We start from the raw sequence: 19,486 nt of genomic DNA on the forward strand, positions 1-19,486 counted from the left end.
CCTGTCCTGATCATGAGTCGGGAAAATCGGCACTTCTCTGACTTCCTGTTTTGGTACTGCTCTTAATGAAAGCGTTGCAACGACTTGACCTTGTAGCCCTCGGCTTTATGACTTTTGCGCTGTTTCTTGGCGCAGGCAACATCATCTTTCCACCTAGTGCTGGCTTGGCTGCGGGTGAAAATATAGGCCCAGCAGCGCTGGGGTTTCTGCTTACAGGCGTTGGCTTGCCCCTGCTCACTATTGTCGCCTTGGCCCGTGTCGGTGGCGGTATGGCGTTGCTCACTGCGCCGCTGGGTAAACGGGCCGGACTGCTGTTCGCGGTCGCGGTGTACCTGGCCATCGGCCCGTTGTTTGCGACCCCACGAACGGCTGTGGTGTCGTTCGAAATGGGTGTGGTGCCCTTCAGTGGCGCCAGCAGCACGGCTTTGCTGATTTACACACTGGCCTATTTTGCTGCTGTACTGTTCCTCTCTCTGAATCCTGGGCAGTTGGTTGATCGCATCGGTAAATACATTACCCCTGTACTGCTGGCTGCGCTTTTGGTCCTGGGAGGTGCTGCGCTGTTAGTACCTGCGGGGCCAATCGGTCAAGTGGCGCCGGATTACCAGCGTGCGCCGTTTGTGCAGGGCTTTCTGCAGGGCTACCTGACCATGGATACCCTCGGTGCGCTGGTGTTCGGCATTGTGATTGCCACCGCTATTCGGGATCGCGGTATCACCGACGGCAAGCTGATTACCCGTTACTCGGTGATTGCGGGTTTGATCGCTGCCGTGGGGCTGTCGCTGGTTTACCTCGCGCTGTTTTACCTCGGTGCGACCAGTCAGGGCATTGCTGGCGAGGCGCAGAATGGTGTGCAGATTCTCACCGCTTATGTGCAACACACCTTTGGCACAGCAGGCAGTCTGCTGCTGGCAGTGGTCATTACTCTGGCATGCCTGACCACCGCAGTGGGTCTGCTGACCGCCTGTGGCGAGTTTTTCAGCAGCCTGTTGCCGGTGTCTTATCGTGCGGTGGTGATCGCTTTCGGGTTGTTCAGCCTGCTGGTTGCGAATCAGGGGCTGACCCAGTTGATCAGTTTCTCGATTCCGGTGCTGGTTGGTCTGTACCCGCTGGCCATCGTGTTGGTGGCGTTGAGCCTGATGGATGGTCTGTGGTGTTCGTCGGCACGGGTTTTCCGTCCGGTGATGGCTGTCACCCTGGTTTTTGGCTTGGTCGATGGCCTTGCCGCTGCGGGTGGCAAGGCTTTCATTCCAGCGTTCTTCAGTGCTTTGCCGCTGGCGGACCAGAGTCTAGGCTGGCTGATTCCGGTTTTGCTGACCCTGGTATTGGCTGTTGTACTGGATCGTGTCCTGGGCGTTGCAAAACCCGCTGCAGCCTGATGGCTGTTATTTACATCAGGCCGCTCACTGAGCGGCCTTTTTGTTGGCCAGCTGAAAGCCTGGGCTGTCTATAATCGGCGCAGTTCAACAAGGAGTTAGCATGCCGATCAGCGACTATTACCTGCCACATTTGCTTGCTGTGCTCTGGTTCGTGATCTGTTGGGCCGGCTATACCCGATATGCCCAGGTCAAGGGGGGCACAACCCCCTGTCTGGCCAGTGTGCTGCACCTGTATCGTGAAGATTGGATGCGCCGCATGTTGCTTCGCGATAACCGTATCGCTGATGCCAATGTGATCGGCAACCTGGAGCGAAACGCCTCATTCTTTGCATCCAGCACGCTGATCATTCTTGCCGGTATCCTCACGGTGCTTGGCGCTTCTGATCGGGCGGTATCCCTATTGGCTGATTTGCCCTTTGTTCAGGCGGCCAGTCGCGAAGTCTCGGAGGTCAAGCTGTTGTGTCTGGGGGTGGTATTCGTCTATGCCTTCTTCACCTTCAGCTGGTGTATGCGCCAATACAACTTTGCCGCTGTACTGGTGGGCTCGGCACCGATGATCGGTGAGCGGCATGTCACTGAGCAGGAGCGCAAAGCCTTTGCCGAACGCACCGCGAGGGTCATATCGATGGCCGCCAACCAGTTTAACCAGGGGCTGCGCGCCTATTACTTCGGCATGGCGACTTTGTCCTGGTTCATCAATCCCTGGTTTTTCATGCTGGTGACTGCCGGTGTCGTGCTGGTGCTATACCACCGCGAGTTTCACTCGGATGTGCTAGAGGTGATGGTCTATACCCAGACGCCGACATTCGATCCGCCCAAGGAGAAAAGCGAATGAGCCTGCCATTTTGGTGCATCTTTATCAGTGCGATCCTGATCTTCGTCGCCAAGGCCCCGGTGGCCAGGGCCATGGCCAAAGAGGGTGGTGGCCGCTACGACAATCGCTATCCCCGTGATCAGCAGGCGCGCCTGAGCGGATTTGGTGCGCGTGCACTGGCGGCGCATATGAACAGCTTTGAGGCCTTTCCGTTGTTTACCGCTGGCGTGCTGATGGCTCATGTCACCAATAATCACGGCATTTTGGTTGACGTGTTGGCGGTGACCTTTGTCGTGGCGCGGGTGCTGTATCTGATTTTCTACTGGGCTGATCTGCACTGGCAGCGCAGTATGGTCTGGGTGGTGGGGCTGCTGTGCAGCCTGCTGCTGATGCTCACTCCGGTACTTTAATCGCCAATGGTTAAGCAAGCAGGCCCGCATTACGCGGGCCTGCTGGTTTTCAGGTGAATGGTTTATTGGCCTTCTACGGCGTCCTTGATTTCATCGCCGGCATCTTTGATGGCCTTGGAAGCGTCATCGGCCGCGTCTTCGATTTTCTCGCCAGTGGTTGGCTCATTACCGGTTACTTGATTGGTTTTTTGCTCAATGGCTTCGCCAGTCTTCTCAACAGCGTCGCCCATGGATTCGATGGCTTCAGCTGCGGACTCCTTGGCCGACTCTACTTTGTCTTCCGGCGTTTTTTCGCAGGCCGCCAGGCCGAGCATGGCGGCGAGAAGCAGGGCATAGGTGAATGGCTTTTGCACAATAAATACTCCTGATAAGGGGTGAGCAATGTCTGGTTCTCCAGGCATAGCCATTAAACAGCGTAAGATCGCCGAAGTTCCGCGTCTTTTACTTGTGTTTTCAGGTGAGATGGGGCTCTTAGGGTGAAGCAGGTTTCATCAAGGAGTATCATGCTCGCCTTTCGTATGGTTGCTTCGGAACTGAAATCATGAGCGAGTCCCCCATTGTTGAGCGGGCACAGCGGTTTTTATCAGTGCTGCGTCATTGCCAATTACTGGGCATGCGCGTGCACCGCGCAGAACCCCAGGGGTTGATCCTGTGTTTGCCTTACAGCCCCCAGATTGTTGGCAATCCGGAGACCGGAGTGATTCACGGCGGCGCCATCACTACTCTGATGGACACCACTTGCGGTATTTCAACCGTGTGCGTGCTGCCTGAGTTCGAAATCTGCCCGACCCTGGATCTGCGCATCGACTACATGCGCCCGGCTGAGCCGAACAAGGATGTATTCGGTTTTGCCGAGTGCTATCGGGTGACCGAGAACATCATCTTCACCCGCGGCTATGCCTATCAGGACAATCCCGATGAGCCGATTGCCCATGTGGTGGGTGCCTTCATGCGTATGGGCAAACCGGCTGATCTACAACGTGCGGCTAAAGGAGCTGGTCAATGAGCACCCTGAACCTCAACCAGTTGGTGCGTGAAGCCCACGAACAGAACAATTACGACAAGCTGATCAGCCTGATTCCCTATGCCAGGCTAATCGGCATCGAGTGTTTACGCCTGGGCGATGACATGGTGTTTCGTCTGCCAGCCAACCAGGACAATATCGGTAATCCGACCTTGCCGGCTCTGCATGGCGGAGTGATCGCCGGGTTTATGGAACACTCGGCCATGCTTCACTTGCTGATGTTCATGGGCATTCCACATTTACCTAAAATCATCGACTTCTCGATAGATTACCTACGCGCCGGCCATTATCGTGACACCTTTGTACAGTGCCAGGTCTGGCGGCAGGGCCGCCGCGTGGCCAATGTGGCTATCACGGCCTGGCAGACCAACCAGACCGAGCCGATTGCCACGGCACGTGCACACTTCAAGGTAGATGAGCCCTGAGTGCGGCACTGGCCGCTTGCCGAACCCTTGCTAAGGAATACTGAATGGATGCGCTGCTGATTCTGGGGGGCTTGCTGCTGATTCTCGCAGGCCTCGTTTGGCTGGTAATGCGCGCTTTTGCCACCAGCCTGCTGTGGGGCTGGGCCAGTTTTCTGCCACCGTTGGCGTTGCTGTATGCCTTGCGTCATTGGCGCTCGGCCCGCCCGGCCCTGGCGCTGTCGGGGATGGGGATCATCCCGCTGGTGGTCGGTCTGACCCTGCTGGCCAGCCATGATGCACAGCGCCTGGAAGCCATCCTCAGCTTGGCATGGCTTAAGCCACAAACGCCGGCGCCGGCCGAACTGGCAATTAATCTGCGCGGTGAGCTACATGGCCGGCCCTTCATGCCGCAACAGGCCGAACTGATCGACGGTGTATTGAGCCTGCGTGAAGGGCAGGATTTCTTTGCCCAGAGTGAGTTGGTGATCCGCCTGCCTAAGGCCGACAAAGGCCCGGTGCGGGTCGATGTGCTGCCTGCCGATGAAGGGATTCTGCCAGAGGTGGAAATCAGTTGGTTGTTGCCCGAGCAAGAGTTGCCCGAGGCGCGGCGCTTGAGCCGTGGTTACACCCTGCATCTGGACTTGCAGCCGCTGTCACCGAACAAGCTGGTTGGTGACTTCCATCTGGTGCTGCCGCCGCAGTTCAAGACCACCCTGAGCGGCAAGCTGGAGCTGTTCAGCAACGGCCTGCGCTACCGCGATGGCCAGGTTGATCGGCAGTTCGACTCCGTCGATACCCTGACCCATGTTGTTGAGGACTATCTGGAACGTCGTTTTGCCACGCGCCAAGTGCAGCTGCAGCCATTGGGCACGCTGAGCTTTGCTTATCAGCGTTTTGAGCTGAACGTGCAGGCGCGAATCAATGGTGATCTGCAGCAACTGCCGATCGTGCTGCAGAAGCAGGAGAAGCGTGGCTGGCAGGTGAGCGGTGACAACTTCCCTGCCTTGCCCAGTAATGAAACGGTGGCAGTCAAACCGGCGGCCGCGAGTGAGGCAGTCAGTGCTGCCGCCGCGGCCGCGCCTGAGCGGGTCAGCCGGCCCCTGGATCGCCGTGTGCGCTTCAGTCTGGACGGTTTGCTGCGCAGCCCCAACCGTTATCAAAACCTCAGCATGCGGGTTACAACCGAGCGCGGTAACAGTGCCGAAGGACGCTTTCAAGGCATTGACCAGCAAGGTCAAATCATCCTGCGCCAACGCATGAGCGCTCAGGGTGAGGTGACCTATACCTTGCAGCCGGAAGAAATAACCCGCATCGAACTGCTCGAACCTTAGACCTTGAAATTCCACCAGTTGCCCCCACCTGTATGACATCCGCCGCACTGCGGCTTCGTCAACAACGTGGAGTAAGAGAGCATGAGTGTGGAAACTCAAAAAGAAACCCTGGGCTTCCAGACCGAGGTGAAGCAACTGCTGCACCTGATGATCCATTCGCTGTACTCGAACAAGGAAATCTTCCTGCGTGAGCTGATTTCCAACGCCTCCGATGCCAGTGACAAGCTGCGTTTTGAAGCGCTGGCCAAACCTGAGCTGCTCGAAGGCGGCGCAGAGTTGAAAATCCGCATCAGCTTCGACAAGAACGCCAAGACCGTCACCCTCGAAGACAACGGCATCGGCATGAGCCGTGAAGACGCGATCACCCACTTGGGCACCATCGCCAAGTCGGGCACCGCCGATTTCATGAAGCACCTGACCGGCGACCAGAAGAAGGACTCGCACCTGATCGGCCAGTTCGGTGTGGGCTTCTACTCGGCCTTTATCGTTGCCGACAAGGTTGAAGTGTTCAGCCGTCGCGCCGGTAGCCCGGCCAGCGAAGGCGTGCACTGGTCGAGCAAAGGCGAGGGCGAGTTCGAAGTGGCCACCGTTGAAAAAGCCGAGCGCGGTACCCGTATCGTGCTGCACCTGAAAAGCGGTGAAGACGAGTTTGCCGATGGCTGGCGCCTGCGCAACATCATCAAGAAATACTCCGACCATATCGCCTTGCCGATCGAGCTGCCGAAGGAGTTCCACGGCGAAGAGAAGGACAAACCAGCAGAAGTTGAGTGGGAAACCGTCAACCGCGCCAGCGCCCTGTGGACCCGTCCGCGTACCGAGATCAAGGACGAGGAATATCAGGAGTTCTACAAGCACATCGGTCACGATTTCGAGAACCCGCTGAGCTGGAGCCACAACAAGGTCGAAGGCAAGCTGGAATACACCTCGCTGCTGTACACCCCGGCGCGTGCGCCATTCGACCTGTATCAGCGCGAAGCGCCTCGTGGTCTGAAGCTGTATGTGCAGCGCGTATTTGTCATGGATCAGGCTGAGTCGTTCCTGCCGCTGTACCTGCGTTTTATTAAAGGTGTGGTCGACTCCAACGACCTGTCGCTGAACGTGTCGCGCGAGATTCTGCAGAAAGACCCGATCATCGATTCGATGAAATCGGCGTTGACCAAGCGCGTGCTGGACATGCTGGAGAAACTGGCGAAGAACGAGCCTGAGCACTACAAGGGCTTCTGGAAGAACTTCGGCCAGGTGCTCAAGGAAGGCCCAGCGGAAGATTTCGCCAACAAAGAGAAGATCGCCAGCCTGCTGCGCTTTGCCTCCACCCGCACCGAGGATGGCGAGCAGAGCGTGGGCCTGGGCGAGTACATCGCGCGCATGGCCGAAGGTCAGGACAAGGTCTACTACCTGACGGGCGAATCCTACGCCCAGGTGAAGAACAGCCCGCATCTGGAGGTCTTCCGCAAGAAAGGCATCGAAGTGCTGCTGCTCACCGACCGTATCGACGAGTGGCTGATGAGCTACCTGACCGAGTTCGACGGCAAGCATTTTGTCGACGTGGCCCGTGGCGATCTGGACCTCGGCAAGCTGGATTCGGAAGAAGACAAGAAGGCTCAGGAAGAAGTCGCCAAGGCCAAAGAAGGTCTGGTCGAGCGTCTGAAAACTGCGCTGGGTGAGCAGGTTGCCGAAGTGCGCGTTTCGCACCGCCTGACTGATTCGCCAGCCATCTTGGCCATTGGCGAGCAGGATCTTGGCTTGCAGATGCGCCAGATCCTCGAAGCCAGCGGGCAGAAAGTGCCGGATTCCAAGCCGATCTTCGAATTCAATCCAGGTCATCCGCTGATCGAGAAGCTGGACGCCGAAGCCGATGAAGATCGTTTTGCCGACCTCAGCCACATCCTCTTTGATCAGGCGGCTCTGGCTGCCGGCGATAACCTGAAGGACCCGGCCGCTTACGTGCAGCGTTTGAACAAGCTGCTGGTCGAACTTTCTGCTTGATTGTTGTAACCCCCAAAAAAGCCCGCCACTGGCGGGCTTTTTTGTCGCTTTGTGGGCAACGGCCTAGTTGCTGCTGTTCGCCTTGTTGTTCCAGCAATTCGGCGACCTGCGTGCTGTCATCGACAGCACGTTCGATAAAGTCGTCATCCAATTCCAGCGTGCGACCACGGCTGCGCAGCTGATTCAGCGCGCGCTGGGAACGCTGGCCATTGCGTCAGATCTGCACAAAGGCATCGTGCACGCAGTCTTCAGTCTGATCACTGCGGCCGAGTAGGGTGATGGCCAACCCGAACACCTGCGCTTTGCATGTCGTGCAAGTGCACATCTTCTCTGTCAGCGCGGCAACTCGACGCGTGCGGTCTCGCCTGGCACGCTTGGCCAGTCCTGTGCGGCCCAGCGCTGGCGGGCTTGATCGATCAGCACCGAATCGCTGGCGACAAAGTTCCAGTTGATCTTCCGGGGGCCAATCGGTGCACCGCCAATCAACACCAGGTGGCTCTCGCTGCAGGCGCTGAGGGTGTAAATCTCGCCTTCAGGCAGCACCAGCAAGCCACGTAGCGGCAGTTGCTGGTCATCCAGTGTGACCTCGCCGTCGATCAGGTACAGGGCGCGCTCGGCATGCTCATTGGGTATCTGCAGTGCGCTGCCTGCGGCCAGTTTGATCTCGGCATAGACCGTTGGCGACAGCACCGGCACTGGCGATTGCAGGCAGAAGCCAGTGCCGGCAATCAGGCAGATGTCCACGCCCATGCTGGTGCTGCGCGGCAGGCTGTCTGCGGGGTGATGGCTGTAGCGGGGTTCGCCTTGCTCCTCAGCGGTGGGCATGGCCAGCCAGACCTGCAGGCCATGCATGTGCGAGCCGCTTTCCCACAGCGGCTGTGGTGTACGCTCGACATGCGCGACGGCACGGCCTGCGGTCATCCAGCTGACTTCGCCGGGGCGGACCAGTTGATTCGAACCGAGGCTGTCCTTGTGCTGCAGGTGCCCCTCAAACAGGTAGGTGAGGGTGGACAGGCCGATATGCGGGTGCTGGTTGATATTCATGCCGCTGCCGGCCGGGTAGGTGTTTTCCAGAATATGGTCGAAGAACACGAACGGCCCTACGCTGCGGCACTTGGCCGAAGGCAGGGGGCGCAGGATAGGTTGTCCGCCGAGGTTTTCCGGACGCGGCTGGATCAGTAGAAAGTCGCTCACTATGCACCCTCGCTTAGCTGGGTGCTGACCTGAACCTCGCTGCTGGTCATCAGCTTGTGGATCGGGCATTTATCGGCGACGCGCAGCAGCTGCTGGCGCTGTGAGTCATCCAGCGCGCCGTGCAGCGTCAGTTCGACATCCAGACGGTAGATGCCTTGGCGCTCCTGGCTGTCATCGCGGTTGAGCTTTACATCGAGGCCTTCCAGCGGTAAGCCGCGCTGCTTGGCATACAGCGCCAGGGTCAGCGCCTTGCAGGCACCGAGAGCCGCATCGAACAGATCATGCGGCTCGGGCGCTGAGCCTTCGCCGCCCAGTTCCACCGATACGTCACTGTGCAGGGTGTGCGGGCCGATGTTGATGCGCTGTAGCAGGCCTTTCTCGTTGCTGATGCTGATCATAGGAGTTCCATGGGCTTGAGTGAGTGGCCAGCCTAGCTCATGGCGCAGGCCTCAGACCAGCGCAGAAAGCCGCACATCGGCCCCCAGTACGCGCAGTAATTGGCCACGGGTGTCGAGGATCGGCACCGAGATAGTGAAGCAGAAGTCGTCGGTGGCCGATGAGCGATAGACCTGGGTGATATGGCTGCGCAGGCTATCGGCCGCGGCGCGGAACCAGGGGCGTTGCTGCCAGTTGCGACCTTTACAGCTGCTGCTGTCGCTGTGAGGTACATTGGCGGCAAAGATGTTTTCGGATAGCTGTACGCCATTCCTGTCGACCAGATAGAACAGTTCGAACCGTGTATCAAGGTTGAGCGTGTTACCAAGCAGGCGTTCGGCGCTGGCCACATCTGCACTCAGGCCGGGTTGGCACGCCAGCTGTTCGACACTGGCCTGTACGGCGTGGTGAATTTCCAGGCGGAAATCACCAAGCCCTGCCAGCAGTCGGTCGCCATCCTCGCGTACCGCCTGGCTATGGTGCAGCACCTGGCCGGCCTTGCCGAGTAATTCACCAGCGATTCGGGCGATGTTTTGCACGTCACGGTTGATGGAGCGCACGGCCTGGCCGATTTGTTTGGTGCCGGCTGCAATCTGCCCTACGCGGCTGTCCAGGCGATCCATGGCCTGACGGGTGCTGTCCAGGCCAGTGCCCACAGCGTGCATGCCATCACGTCCATCGGCTACAGCCTGGTGCATGTGCTTACCCGCCTCGGTGAGTTGCTGCATACCGTTGCGAAAGCGCTCGATGATGTCGCCGACCTGAGTGGTGGCGTCGGTGGTATGCCCAGCCAGGCGTCGCACTTCCTCGGCGACCACGGCAAAGCCACGGCCATGCTCGCCCGCGCGGGCGGCTTCGATGGCCGCATTCAACGCGAGCAGGTTGGTCTGCTGGGAAATACTGGCGATCACCCCAATCACCTTGCTGACTTCCTCAAGCCGGCTGGTCAGCTGCTGAATCACCAGCGCCAGTTGCTGTTCGCTCTTGCCGATCACCTCGACCTGCTGCAGCACCGCCTGGCCGCTTTGCTGGCAACCATGCAGGGTGGCGGTGACCTCTGCGGACAGCAGGGCGACTTCGGCAGCGCCGGGCACCAACTCGGTGTCGAGGGTGGTGGTGACCTGTTCGCTGGCGCTGGCGATCAGTTCCGAAGACTGCGCCAGGGTTTGTCCGCTCTGCTGGTTGGCGGCGGCAATACGTGCTAATTGCGGAGCGTGTGAGGCAATGCCGACGGCTGCGCCGAGGCTGCTGCGGATGCGCTGGTGCAGGCCGGCGCTGAAGTCATTCAGACGCGACATCCAGCGATAGTTATCGCTCAGGCGACTGGTCAGGTCGTACTGGTTGAGGAGCGCGTCGAGTGCAGTGTCGTCCGCATTCTTGTTGGGCGTCGAACGCAATAGCTGAAGCATGGCGAATTCCTTTAGAGGGTTGGCAGTAGCACTGCAAGCCAAGTGCCATCACTGAGTGGGCGTCATGCTGCTGTCGCTGGAAAACAGGCGGTTTTATTGCCCTGCACTGGTGCGTCGGGTCGCGATCTGAGCCCTGCTGGTGCTGTTTGCCCACTTTTAGGCCGCGACGCTCGCAATCGTGGCTCTGTGCACGTTGATAACTGTCATGGTCTTGTCATACGGGTGTCATAGGCTCGCGCCATCTAAACAAGGAGCGCGACATGCAATTCATCCGTTTCAGTGCCCTAGCGGCAGGTGTCTTGATCAGTGGCCTGGTGCAGGCCGAAGTGCGGGTTGAGGGCCCGGTCGAATACGGTGTTTTTGTCAGTGACTATCAGGATTATCAGGCTGGCGAGCGGGTCCTTACCCGCAGCAATCAGCCAATCGAAGTTGGCGATGCGATCCCTGCCAAACTCGGCACTAAATTTGGTGTGCGCTACAACCTGGTGGGCAAGACTGCTTCAGAGGCGCCGCTGACTCTGCTGTATCTCACCCCGGGTGTGGTCACTCCAGATGGCAAGCGCCATGACAAGTTTGTTGTTACGCAGAAGCTGGTGGTCGGTGCCCCTGATGATGTCATGGCATTCGAGTTCACCGAGCCGCATGAAGTCGTTGCCGGCGAGTGGCACTTCATGGTGTTTCAGGATGACCGCAAGCTGCTGGAGCAGCGCTTCACCGTACGCTGATGCCTTTAATTAGGCGCTTAGAACCCGAGCCTGGCTCGGGTTTTTTTTTGACTGTTCGAGCACATGCACAGTCGGACGATAGTTAAGGGCAGTCTGCTATACAGATAAAGAGTATTTGAGTGATAGCTGACTGATGTCGCTGTGATATCAGTTGTGGTGTGAGGCAATACGAGGGTTGTGGAGATGAGTCTTCGAACGATAAATATTGCACCTAGGGCCGCATCGGGTTTCGGCATGGTGGCATTGTTGGTGATGCTGGTCGGCAGTTTCTCGCTGATGCAGATGTCCGAGATGAACAAGCAATCTGAAGAGGTGAATGAAAACTGGCTACCCAGCGTGCTGAATCTGGGTGAAATGAGTCAGGATATCCTGCATCTGCGCGCCATGACCCTACGCTTGATGCTCAACAGTGATGAAAGTGTTCGGCAGCAGAACATTGCCCGGGTTGAGGCGTTCAAGAAGGAGCTGGAACAGGCGCAGAACCGATACGAGAAGCTGATTTCCAGCCCAGCAGAAAGGGCAGGTTATGAACGTTTTGAACAAGCTGAAATCAGCTACCTGCAAGAGCAAATAAAGATTGTCGAAGCCGTTCGGCAAAATGACCTGGATGCAGCCTTGGCAGTCGCCAATGGTCCGCTCAATGGCCATGCCGACAAAATGACAAAAGCCCTAAGCGAGCTGGCTGAAATGAACCGGCTTGGCGCGACGTCGGCTGCCGATAAAGCTGATGCGGTCTTTGCCAGTGCCCGGACATGGGTGATCATAATGATGCTGGTAGCACTTGGGTTGACTGTTGTGTTGGCCCTGCTGTTGACCCGCAGTATTGTTCGCCCGCTTGCTGAGGCTGTCAGGGTGGCGGAGGTTGTCGCTGGCGGCAACCTGACCCAGGCCATTGAGGTCGAGGGGACGGATGAACCGGCCCGGCTGCTGGGATCGTTAAAAAGCATGCAGCAGAGTCTGCGCAGCACCATTCAGAACATTTCGGATTCTTCAACCCAACTGGCTTCCGCCTCAGAAGAACTGAGCGCGGTTACAGAAGACTCGACCCGTGGTCTGCACCTGCAGAACAATGAGATCGAACAAGCGGCCACAGCTGTCAATCAAATGACCAGCGCAGTGGAAGAAGTTGCACGCAACGCCGTCACGACATCCGAAGCTTCAAGCGAGTCTAATCGCACGGCGCAGCTTGGCCGTGAGCAAGTGCGTGAGACGGTGGATTCGATCAGCCACCTGGCCGACGATGTAACGAATACTGCTTCCGAGGTCGAACAGCTGGCCGGGCAGGTGCGTGATATCAGCAAGGTTCTCGATGTCATCCGTTCGATTGCCGAGCAGACCAACCTGCTGGCGCTTAACGCTGCAATTGAGGCCGCTCGAGCTGGCGATGCCGGACGCGGCTTTGCCGTTGTGGCGGATGAGGTGCGCGCATTGGCACATCGCACCCAGCAGTCGACCCGTGAAATCGAGCAGATGATCAGTGGCATTCAGCAAGGCACCGACAAAGCGGTCAATGCCATGCAGCACAGCAATAGCCGCGCCCGCTCGACGCTGGAGGTGGCCAAAGCTGCCGGTTTGGCGCTGGATGAAATTGCAGCGGCCATTTCGCAGATCAATGAGCGCAACCTGGTGATTGCCAGCGCCTCGGAAGAACAGGCACAGGTCGCTCGTGAGGTGGACCGCAACTTGGTTAATATCCGTGACCTGTCGTTGCAATCATCGGCGGGGGCTAATCAAACCAGTTCTGCCAGTCAGGAGCTGTCACGCCTGGCAGTGGATTTGAATGCGCTGGTGGCCCGCTTCACTATTTGAAGCTTAGCCTTAGCCATAAACAAGGGACCGGCAGGTCCCTTGTTAAAGCTGTAAAACAGTGGCTTAGGAGAGAAAGCCACCATCCACATTTAGCGCTACGCCAGTGGTGTAGCTGGAGGCATCGCTGGCCAGGTACAGCACGGTGCCGGCCATTTCACTCGGATCAGCGACGCGCTTGAGCGGGATGCGCTGCAAGGCGACTTTGAGGATGGCATCGTTTTTGGTCAGTGCTGAGGCGAACTTGGTGTCGGTCAGGCCCGGCAGCAGGGCGTTGCAGCGAATGCCGAATTGCGCGCACTCCTTGGCAAACACCTTGGTCATGCTGATCACAGCGGCTTTGGTCACCGAGTAAATGCCCTGGTACTCGCCGGGGCTGACGCCGTTGATCGAGGCCACGTTGATGATCGAACCACCGCCGTTGGCTTTCATCAGCTTGCCGCCTTCGATGGACATGAAGTAGTAGCCACGGATGTTTACGTCAACGGTCTTTTGGAACGCGCCCAGATCGGTGTCGAGGACGTTGCAGAACTGTGGGTTGGTGGCGGCATTGTTAACCAGAATATCAAGGCGGCCGAATTGTTCCTTGATGTGCGCAAAGACGTTGCTGATCTGCTCCATTTCACCAATGTGGCAAGCCATCGCAGTGGCCTTGCCGCCATCAGCAATGATGGCATCCGCGACTTTTTGGCAGTCGTCGATCTTGCGGCTCGACACGATGACGTGCGCACCTTGTTGGGCCAGCAGTTTGGCGATGGCTTCGCCGATGCCACGGCTGGCACCGGAAACGAAAGCGATCTTGCCGTCGAGGTCGAACAGATGGGTCTTGGACATGGTTTTTTCCTTTCTTATGAGAGGCCTGTTCGGCCGTTTACAACTGCGACTTATTGATGACCTGCAGGCTCATCTGTTCCAGTAGCTTGTTCATATGAATGAACTGTGCGAAGCGCTTGTCCTGGGTCTGGCCGTGGAAATAGCGGTAGTAGATCTGCTGCACGATACCGGCCAGGCGGAATAGGCCGTAGGTGTAATAGAAGTCGATGCTCTTGATTTCGATGCCGGCGCGCTCAGCGTAATAATCGGCAAACTGCTGGCGCGTGAGCATGCCGGGTGCGTTGCTTGGCTGACGGCGCATCATTTGTACGGGGGCAGGGTCGGCGGCCTCGATCCAGTAGGCGAGGGTGTTGCCCAGGTCCATCAGTGGATCGCCGATAGTGGTCAGTTCCCAGTCCAGCACACCGATGATCTGACTTGGGTTCTGTGGACTGAGAATCACGTTATCGAAGCGGTAGTCGTTATGCACGATGCCTGGCTTGTGGTGGTCGGCCGGCATCTTGTCGCGCAACCACGCTTTGACTGGCTCCCACAGGGGCGCATCGGGGGTGAGCGCTTTTTCGTAACGATCACTCCAGCCGCTGATCTGGCGCTGCACATAGCCTTCAGGCTTACCCAGGTCACCCAGGCCGCAGGCTTGGTAATCAACATTGTGCAGCTCGACCATCTTGTCGATAAAGCTCTTGCACAGCGTGCGGGTTTGCTCGGCGCTGAAGTTCAGCTCAGCCGGCATGTCGGACCGCAGGATAATGCCGTTAACCCGCTCCATCACATAGAACTCAGCGCCAATCACCGATTCATCGGTGCAATGCACATAAGCTTTGGGGCAATAAGGGAAGCCGGCATTGAGCTGGTTGAGGATGCGGTATTCGCGGCCCATGTCGTGGGCCGATTTGGCTTTTTGACCAAACGGGGGGCGGCGCAGCACAAACTCTTTGCCGGGGTATTCAAGCAGGTAGGTGAGGTTGGACGCCCCGCCGGGGAACTGGCTGATGCGCGGCTCACCTGTCAGGCCAGGGATATGCGCCTTGAGGTACTGGTCGATGACCGTGGCGTCGAGTTCCTCGCCTTCACGGATGCGGGTTGACTGGTCAGTAAGCGCCATGTTTATCCCTTCTGCTTATGATAGGTGCCTGAGACTATTGGTTAATCTAATGCTGCTGCAGGTTGTGAACAAGCATTGCCCGCCTTAATAGGCCAGCGTGTTGCCGCTCAATCAAGCGGCCTGATTGACCTGTTTATAAAGGCCGCAGGCATAAAAAAACCGAAGTCAGGGACTTCGGTTTTTCGAGTAGCAATAACGCCAGCTTGGCTTAAACCGGGAACAGTTCGCCCAGTTTCATGGCCAACATCATGTCGCCTTCGGCGCGCAGTTTGCCGGACATGAAGGCTTGCATACCGTCGGTTTCACCGCTGGTGATGCCTTTCAGGGTTTCGGTGTCCATGATCAGGGTCACGTTGGCGTTGGCGTTGTCGCCTTGCTCAACGGCGCAGGTGCCGTCTTTAACGATCAGCGCGTAGTTCTCGCCGTCTTCGATGTTGAACTGGAATACCAGATCAAGGCCTGCAGCAGCGCTGGCGTTGAACTTGGAGTGCATGGTTTGGACGATGTCTGCAACGCTCATGATGTTTTCCTTTTTCTTGGGGGTTACTAGCACCTTGGGGTGCAGTGGGCCGGACTCAGCGGTACGTGATGAGTTCCGGCGCCTTCAACAGCTGCAAATGCACATGGCTGTTGAAGGAAGCCAGGCTCACTTGCGTGCCGCGAAACTTCAGGCAGCTCAGTGAGGTGTTAACAATTTGCCAGTTCAGCTCAAAAGCCTGAGCGGGCGCAATACCAGTAATCAGGTGCAGCAGGGCGGTAATCGTACCGCCCGATGTGAATACAGCGATGTTCTGTTTGCTGTCAGCCTGCTGTAGCAGACGTTCCAGGCCGCCTTGTACTTGTGCGACAAATTCCTGCCAGCTCTGTAGGCCAGGCTTGCTATGCTCGCCACTGACCCAGCGAGCGATCAGCTTGGCGAACAGCCGTTGGAACTCTCCGCGATTTTGTGCGGCATTGCGCAGCGTGTGCAGTGCCTCCGGTTCTTCAGGAAGCAGATCAGGGAGCAGGGCACGGATCACGGCATCAGCGTCGAATTCATTGAATGCGGCATCAATATCCAGTGTGGTATCTGCTAGATCGGCATCTTTGAGTTGCTTGAGCGCGCTGCTGGCGGTGTGTTGCTGTCGGCGTAGAGCACCGCTGACACTGCGATCTATGCGCGTGCCAAGTTGCGCGAGGTGCTCGCCCAGCACTTCGGCCTGGCGAATTCCGATGGGCGAAAGCACATCGTAATCGTCGGCGCCGAATGAGGCTTGGCCATGTCGAATCAGGTAGATGCTGCCCACGTCCGCTCGATTCCGGTACGTTGAAAGTTTCGCGAGGGTATGAGGAAGCTCAGGAGCTGTCAACGTAAAAACATACGCTTGTTTGAATTGCATTGATGGGCTGAATAACCAGGCCTTGGGTTGCTGGTCGATACTCAGTGGCCTAGGTATGCTTGCGGACAATCAGCGTTCGGGATAAATGGGCGTTGCCACTTGATTGAGAGGGAAATACGTGGAGTTTTTTGCAGAGTACATAAGCTTTCTGGCCAAGACGCTCACCTTGTTGGTAGCCATTGTAGTGGTGCTTGTCACCGTAGCGGGACTGCGCAGCAAGGGACGGCAGGGTAGTGGGCAGTTGCAGGTGCAAAAGCTCAATGATTTCTTTAAGCAACTACAGCAGCGTCTCGAGCATGCTGTGCTCGACAAGGATCAGCTGAAAGCACTAGCCAAAGCCGAAGCCAAGGCTGCCAAATTGGAAAGGAAAGCCGGGGGGCAAAAACCCCGTGTCTATGTGCTGGATTTTGACGGTGACATCAAAGCCTCGGCAACCGACAGCCTGCGTCACGAAATCACTGCTTTACTGTCTATGGCAACACCGCAGGATGAAGTCGTGCTGCGGCTGGAAAGCGGTGGCGGCATGGTTCACAGCTATGGGCTGGCATCTTCTCAACTTGCGCGTATTCGCCAGGCCGGCGTACCACTGACCGTTTGCATCGACAAAGTGGCAGCCAGCGGTGGATACATGATGGCGTGCATCGGCGAGAAAATTGTTTCAGCGCCCTTTGCCATTCTCGGCTCCATTGGTGTGGTGGCTCAACTGCCTAACGTGCACCGCTTGTTGAAGAAGCATGACATTGATTTTGAAGTACTTACCGCCGGTGAGTACAAACGTACCTTGACTGTGTTCGGTGAGAACACCGAAAAGGGCCGAGAGAAGTTTCAGGAAGACCTGGAAACCACCCATGAGCTGTTTAAAGCCTTTGTTGCCCGTTATCGGCCTCAACTGGACATTGATCAAATTGCTACTGGTGAAGTCTGGCTAGGCCTGGCGGCTCTGGAGAAACAACTGGTTGATGAGTTGAAAACCAGTGACGAATACCTGGCGGAACGTGCCAAGAGTGCCGAGCTGTTTCATTTGCACTATGCCGAGAAGAAAACCCTGCAGGAGCGTGTTGGACTGGCGGGCAGCGTGGCGCTGGACCGTTTCGTTCTGAGTTGGCTGAGTCGCTTGAATCAGCAACGCTTCTGGTAAATGGTCGACACACAGAGGAAGAACATGAGTACGTTCAGTGCATTGCAAGCCCGTGAAAGTGCAGCGGGTGGTTTCGAAACGGTGATTGTGCAGCGCAATGTCAATGATTTGCCCGCTGGTGAGCTGCTGATTCGGGTCAAGTATTCCTCGCTTAACTATAAAGATGCGCTATCAGCCAGCGGCAATCGGGGCGTTAGCAAAGAGTACCCGCACACGCCAGGAATTGACGCCGCGGGCATAGTAGAAGCCTCTTCTGTGTCGGAGTTCAGTGTCGGTGATGAGGTGATCGTCACGGGCTATGATCTTGGGATGAACACGGCGGGTGGTTTTGCCCAGTACATCAGAATTCCTGCCAGTTGGGCTCTGAAACGTCCCCAAGGGCTTTCCATGCGTGAGGCTATGGTTTTGGGGACGGCAGGACTCACAGCGGCGCTGTGTGTGGAAAAGCTGGAGCAGGCCGGCTTGACGCCTTATGCAGGGCCAGTCTTGGTGACAGGCGCGACGGGCGGCGTCGGAAGTGTTGCGGTGGCATTGCTAACTACGCTGGGGTACCAGGTTGCAGCTTCTACCGGTAAAGCTGATCAAGCTGAATACCTCAAAGCACTGGGTGCGCAACAGATTGTTTCGCGTACTGAGTTGGAGGCGGGCGCTGGAAAGCCGATGCTCAAGCCGCAGTGGGCGGGTGCGGTTGATTGTGTCGGGGGCGATATTCTATTCAATGTGGTCAAGTCACTGCGTTATGGGGCCAGTGTTGCTTGCTGCGGTTTGACGGCAGGCACAGCCTTTTCCGGCAGTGTGCTGCCTTTCATTCTACGTGGCGTCAACCTTTTGGGGGTTGATTCGGTTGAGTTGCCGTTGGTGGTCAAAGCGTCCATGTGGGACAAGTTGTCACTGCAATGGAAGCTGGATCTGGAGTCACTGGTAACAGAGGTGAGCCTTGAACAGTTACCGGAATCAATTGCGAATATTCTGGCGGGAAAACAGATTGGTCGTGTACTTGTCAATCTGCCTTGAGTGAGTTGCCTGCATAAGTGACAGGAGTGCTGCGCTTCTGTTGATGAGGCTGAAAAGTAAAAACCCGAGATCAATTCTGTTCTCGGGTTTTTTATCTTGAATACGGTCGCCAGTCAGACGTGCAGCCGCTGGCGAGCCGTATTTAATTGAAGCCCAAGCGTTGGCGCCAGCGTTGTTCCAAGGCCTTGCTATCGTGGTCGAATGGATGAAAGCCTGGACGGTAATAGTCCAGATAGGCCGGGATCAGCTTAGTCAGGAAACCATTACGCAGTCCGAACAAGGTTTTCAGACCCTTACCCCAGCTGCGCCAGTTGAACAGTTGCCCATCCTTGCGCAGCAGGTGCAGCTGGAACCAGGCAATCACGCCGAAGAAGATCACCGTGGAAATGGCCATCATGCCGACGCGGGTGAAGTAGCCGCCATAGACTTTCTGGTACACGTCGTAGCACACCGCCTTGTGTTCGTTCTCTTCAATGGCATGCCACATCCACAGCTGGTACAGCTTGGGATCGTTCATCTGGGTGGTCAGGTCTTCGCGTTGCAGCAGTTGTTCGGCCATCGTTGCGGTGAAGTGCTCAAGGGCGCAGGTGGCGGCCAGGCGCTGCTTCTTAGTGGTGATCTTGGTGACCCACTCCAGCAGCACCTTGATGCGTAGCTCTAGCCGCTCCAGGTCGATATTGTGCTCGGCGGCGTAGTCGTTATATGCCGCATGTTCTTTTGAGTGCATGGCTTCCTGGCCGATAAAGGCGCTGATGTCCTTCTTCAGCTGAGGTTCGGTCACTTGATCACGCACGGCACGCACGCTGTCGACGAAAAACTTCTCGCCATAGGGGAACAGCGAAGACAGGTTATTCATGAAGTGACTCATGAATGGGTCACCGGCAAACCAGAACTTCTGGCTTTCATCAAAACTGAAGTCCATGCGGCGCACAGGGAAGCTGGCGGGTGGGGTGCTGATCTTGGCTGTCATAAAGGCGACTCCTGGCATATTGGTCGCATGTGGCGACCGCTCTTGTTATTGGGCCCAGAGTACAGATCACACTGCCCGGGGCCGTCATTTATCATTAGCCGAGGCGATTTTCGGTGCGAGGTCATTCGT

Annotated in this window: 21 protein-coding genes and 1 pseudogene; 12 read left to right on the top strand and 10 right to left on the bottom strand. The window is 57.2% G+C overall.

Going from position 1 to position 19,486, the window contains the following annotated elements; all coding sequences use genetic code 11:
• Positions 1 to 65 precede the first annotated feature (65 nt).
• From brnQ to DBR00_RS01850, 3 genes are all read left to right on the top strand, one after another.
• Entirely contained in the window at positions 66 to 1,379 is a 1,314-nt protein-coding gene (gene brnQ / locus DBR00_RS01840; protein WP_108488183.1) for a branched-chain amino acid transport system II carrier protein, read from the top strand.
• 100 nt (positions 1,380 to 1,479) lie between these two features.
• Entirely contained in the window at positions 1,480 to 2,214 is a 735-nt protein-coding gene (locus tag DBR00_RS01845; RefSeq protein WP_108488150.1) for a DUF599 domain-containing protein, read from the top strand.
• Positions 2,211 to 2,603: an MAPEG family protein gene (locus tag DBR00_RS01850; RefSeq protein WP_108488151.1), complete on the top strand. Its 393-nt coding sequence runs from the start codon at positions 2,211 to 2,213 to the stop codon at positions 2,601 to 2,603. The genes DBR00_RS01845 and DBR00_RS01850 overlap by 4 nt, the downstream gene beginning before the upstream one ends.
• A gap of 62 nt (positions 2,604 to 2,665) precedes the next feature.
• Here DBR00_RS01850 and DBR00_RS01855 read toward each other — a convergent pair whose 3' ends face one another.
• Complete coding sequence (locus DBR00_RS01855) at positions 2,666 to 2,956, bottom strand: hypothetical protein (RefSeq protein WP_108488152.1); 291 nt, start codon at positions 2,954 to 2,956, stop codon at positions 2,666 to 2,668.
• 188 nt (positions 2,957 to 3,144) lie between these two features.
• Between DBR00_RS01855 and DBR00_RS01860 the strand changes: the two genes are divergently transcribed.
• The 5 genes from DBR00_RS01860 to DBR00_RS01880 all read left to right on the top strand — a co-directional run bounded on the left by DBR00_RS01860 (position 3,145) and on the right by DBR00_RS01880 (position 7,622).
• Entirely contained in the window at positions 3,145 to 3,609 is a 465-nt protein-coding gene (locus DBR00_RS01860; protein WP_108488153.1) for a PaaI family thioesterase, read from the top strand.
• The gene (locus DBR00_RS01865) at positions 3,606 to 4,052 is read left to right on the top strand and encodes a PaaI family thioesterase (protein ID WP_108488154.1); all 447 of its coding nucleotides are present in this window, start codon (positions 3,606 to 3,608) and stop codon (positions 4,050 to 4,052) included. The genes DBR00_RS01860 and DBR00_RS01865 overlap by 4 nt, the downstream gene beginning before the upstream one ends.
• Before the next feature lie 44 nt (positions 4,053 to 4,096).
• Positions 4,097 to 5,362: an MFS transporter gene (locus DBR00_RS01870; RefSeq protein ID WP_108488155.1), complete on the top strand. Its 1,266-nt coding sequence runs from the start codon at positions 4,097 to 4,099 to the stop codon at positions 5,360 to 5,362.
• 81 nt (positions 5,363 to 5,443) lie between these two features.
• Complete coding sequence (htpG, locus tag DBR00_RS01875; RefSeq protein WP_108488156.1) at positions 5,444 to 7,348, top strand: molecular chaperone HtpG; 1,905 nt, start codon at positions 5,444 to 5,446, stop codon at positions 7,346 to 7,348.
• A 67-nt stretch (positions 7,349 to 7,415) separates the two neighbouring features.
• On the top strand, positions 7,416 to 7,622 hold the full coding sequence (locus DBR00_RS01880) for a hypothetical protein (RefSeq protein ID WP_108488157.1): 207 nt from the start codon (positions 7,416 to 7,418) through the stop codon (positions 7,620 to 7,622).
• A 59-nt stretch (positions 7,623 to 7,681) separates the two neighbouring features.
• Here the strand turns inward: DBR00_RS01880 and DBR00_RS01885 are convergent, their stop codons facing one another.
• From DBR00_RS01885 to DBR00_RS21350, 4 genes and pseudogenes are all read right to left on the bottom strand, one after another.
• Positions 7,682 to 8,542, bottom strand: a complete 861-nt coding sequence (locus DBR00_RS01885; RefSeq protein ID WP_108488158.1) for a pirin family protein — start codon at positions 8,540 to 8,542, stop codon at positions 7,682 to 7,684.
• Positions 8,542 to 8,940: an OsmC family protein gene (locus tag DBR00_RS01890; protein WP_108488159.1), complete on the bottom strand. Its 399-nt coding sequence runs from the start codon at positions 8,938 to 8,940 to the stop codon at positions 8,542 to 8,544. Before DBR00_RS01890 ends, DBR00_RS01885 begins: the two co-directional genes overlap by 1 nt.
• A 51-nt stretch (positions 8,941 to 8,991) precedes the next feature.
• Positions 8,992 to 9,537: a PDC sensor domain-containing protein gene (locus DBR00_RS21345; RefSeq protein WP_371920611.1), complete on the bottom strand. Its 546-nt coding sequence runs from the start codon at positions 9,535 to 9,537 to the stop codon at positions 8,992 to 8,994.
• A gap of 18 nt (positions 9,538 to 9,555) precedes the next feature.
• A pseudogene (locus DBR00_RS21350) lies at positions 9,556 to 10,386 on the bottom strand (methyl-accepting chemotaxis protein); the annotation flags it as partial.
• Between the two features lie 260 nt (positions 10,387 to 10,646).
• Here DBR00_RS21350 and DBR00_RS01900 point away from each other — a divergent pair.
• On the top strand, positions 10,647 to 11,111 hold the full coding sequence (locus DBR00_RS01900) for a DUF3859 domain-containing protein (RefSeq protein ID WP_108488161.1): 465 nt from the start codon (positions 10,647 to 10,649) through the stop codon (positions 11,109 to 11,111).
• A 183-nt stretch (positions 11,112 to 11,294) separates the two neighbouring features.
• Positions 11,295 to 12,920, top strand: coding sequence for a methyl-accepting chemotaxis protein (locus tag DBR00_RS01905; protein WP_108488162.1), 1,626 nt, complete (start codon positions 11,295 to 11,297; stop codon positions 12,918 to 12,920).
• Between the two features lie 63 nt (positions 12,921 to 12,983).
• Here DBR00_RS01905 and DBR00_RS01910 read toward each other — a convergent pair whose 3' ends face one another.
• The 4 genes from DBR00_RS01910 to DBR00_RS01925 form a co-directional block, all read right to left on the bottom strand.
• Positions 12,984 to 13,751 carry an SDR family oxidoreductase gene (locus DBR00_RS01910; RefSeq protein ID WP_108488163.1) on the bottom strand — a complete coding sequence of 256 codons (768 nt, stop codon included), beginning with the start codon at positions 13,749 to 13,751 and terminating at the stop codon, positions 12,984 to 12,986.
• 37 nt (positions 13,752 to 13,788) lie between these two features.
• On the bottom strand, positions 13,789 to 14,856 hold the full coding sequence (locus tag DBR00_RS01915; RefSeq protein WP_108488164.1) for a phosphotransferase family protein: 1,068 nt from the start codon (positions 14,854 to 14,856) through the stop codon (positions 13,789 to 13,791).
• Between the two features lie 208 nt (positions 14,857 to 15,064).
• Entirely contained in the window at positions 15,065 to 15,379 is a 315-nt protein-coding gene (locus DBR00_RS01920) for an SCP2 sterol-binding domain-containing protein (protein ID WP_108488184.1), read from the bottom strand.
• A 52-nt stretch (positions 15,380 to 15,431) separates the two neighbouring features.
• The gene (locus DBR00_RS01925) at positions 15,432 to 16,142 is read right to left on the bottom strand and encodes a histidine phosphatase family protein (protein WP_108488165.1); all 711 of its coding nucleotides are present in this window, start codon (positions 16,140 to 16,142) and stop codon (positions 15,432 to 15,434) included.
• Between the two features lie 211 nt (positions 16,143 to 16,353).
• Here DBR00_RS01925 and sohB point away from each other — a divergent pair, with 211 nt between their 5' ends.
• Entirely contained in the window at positions 16,354 to 17,373 is a 1,020-nt protein-coding gene (gene sohB / locus DBR00_RS01930; RefSeq protein WP_108488166.1) for a protease SohB, read from the top strand.
• Between the two features lie 24 nt (positions 17,374 to 17,397).
• Positions 17,398 to 18,387, top strand: a complete 990-nt coding sequence (locus tag DBR00_RS01935) for a YhdH/YhfP family quinone oxidoreductase (RefSeq protein ID WP_108488185.1) — start codon at positions 17,398 to 17,400, stop codon at positions 18,385 to 18,387.
• Between the two features lie 142 nt (positions 18,388 to 18,529).
• On the opposite strand, the gene DBR00_RS01940 is transcribed toward DBR00_RS01935, so the two are convergent.
• On the bottom strand, positions 18,530 to 19,357 hold the full coding sequence (locus DBR00_RS01940; protein WP_108488167.1) for a metal-dependent hydrolase: 828 nt from the start codon (positions 19,355 to 19,357) through the stop codon (positions 18,530 to 18,532).
• Between the last annotated feature and the right edge of the window lie 129 nt (positions 19,358 to 19,486).

Source organism: Pseudomonas sp. HMWF032 (assembly GCF_003060885.1).
GTDB lineage: Bacteria > Pseudomonadota > Gammaproteobacteria > Pseudomonadales > Pseudomonadaceae > Aquipseudomonas.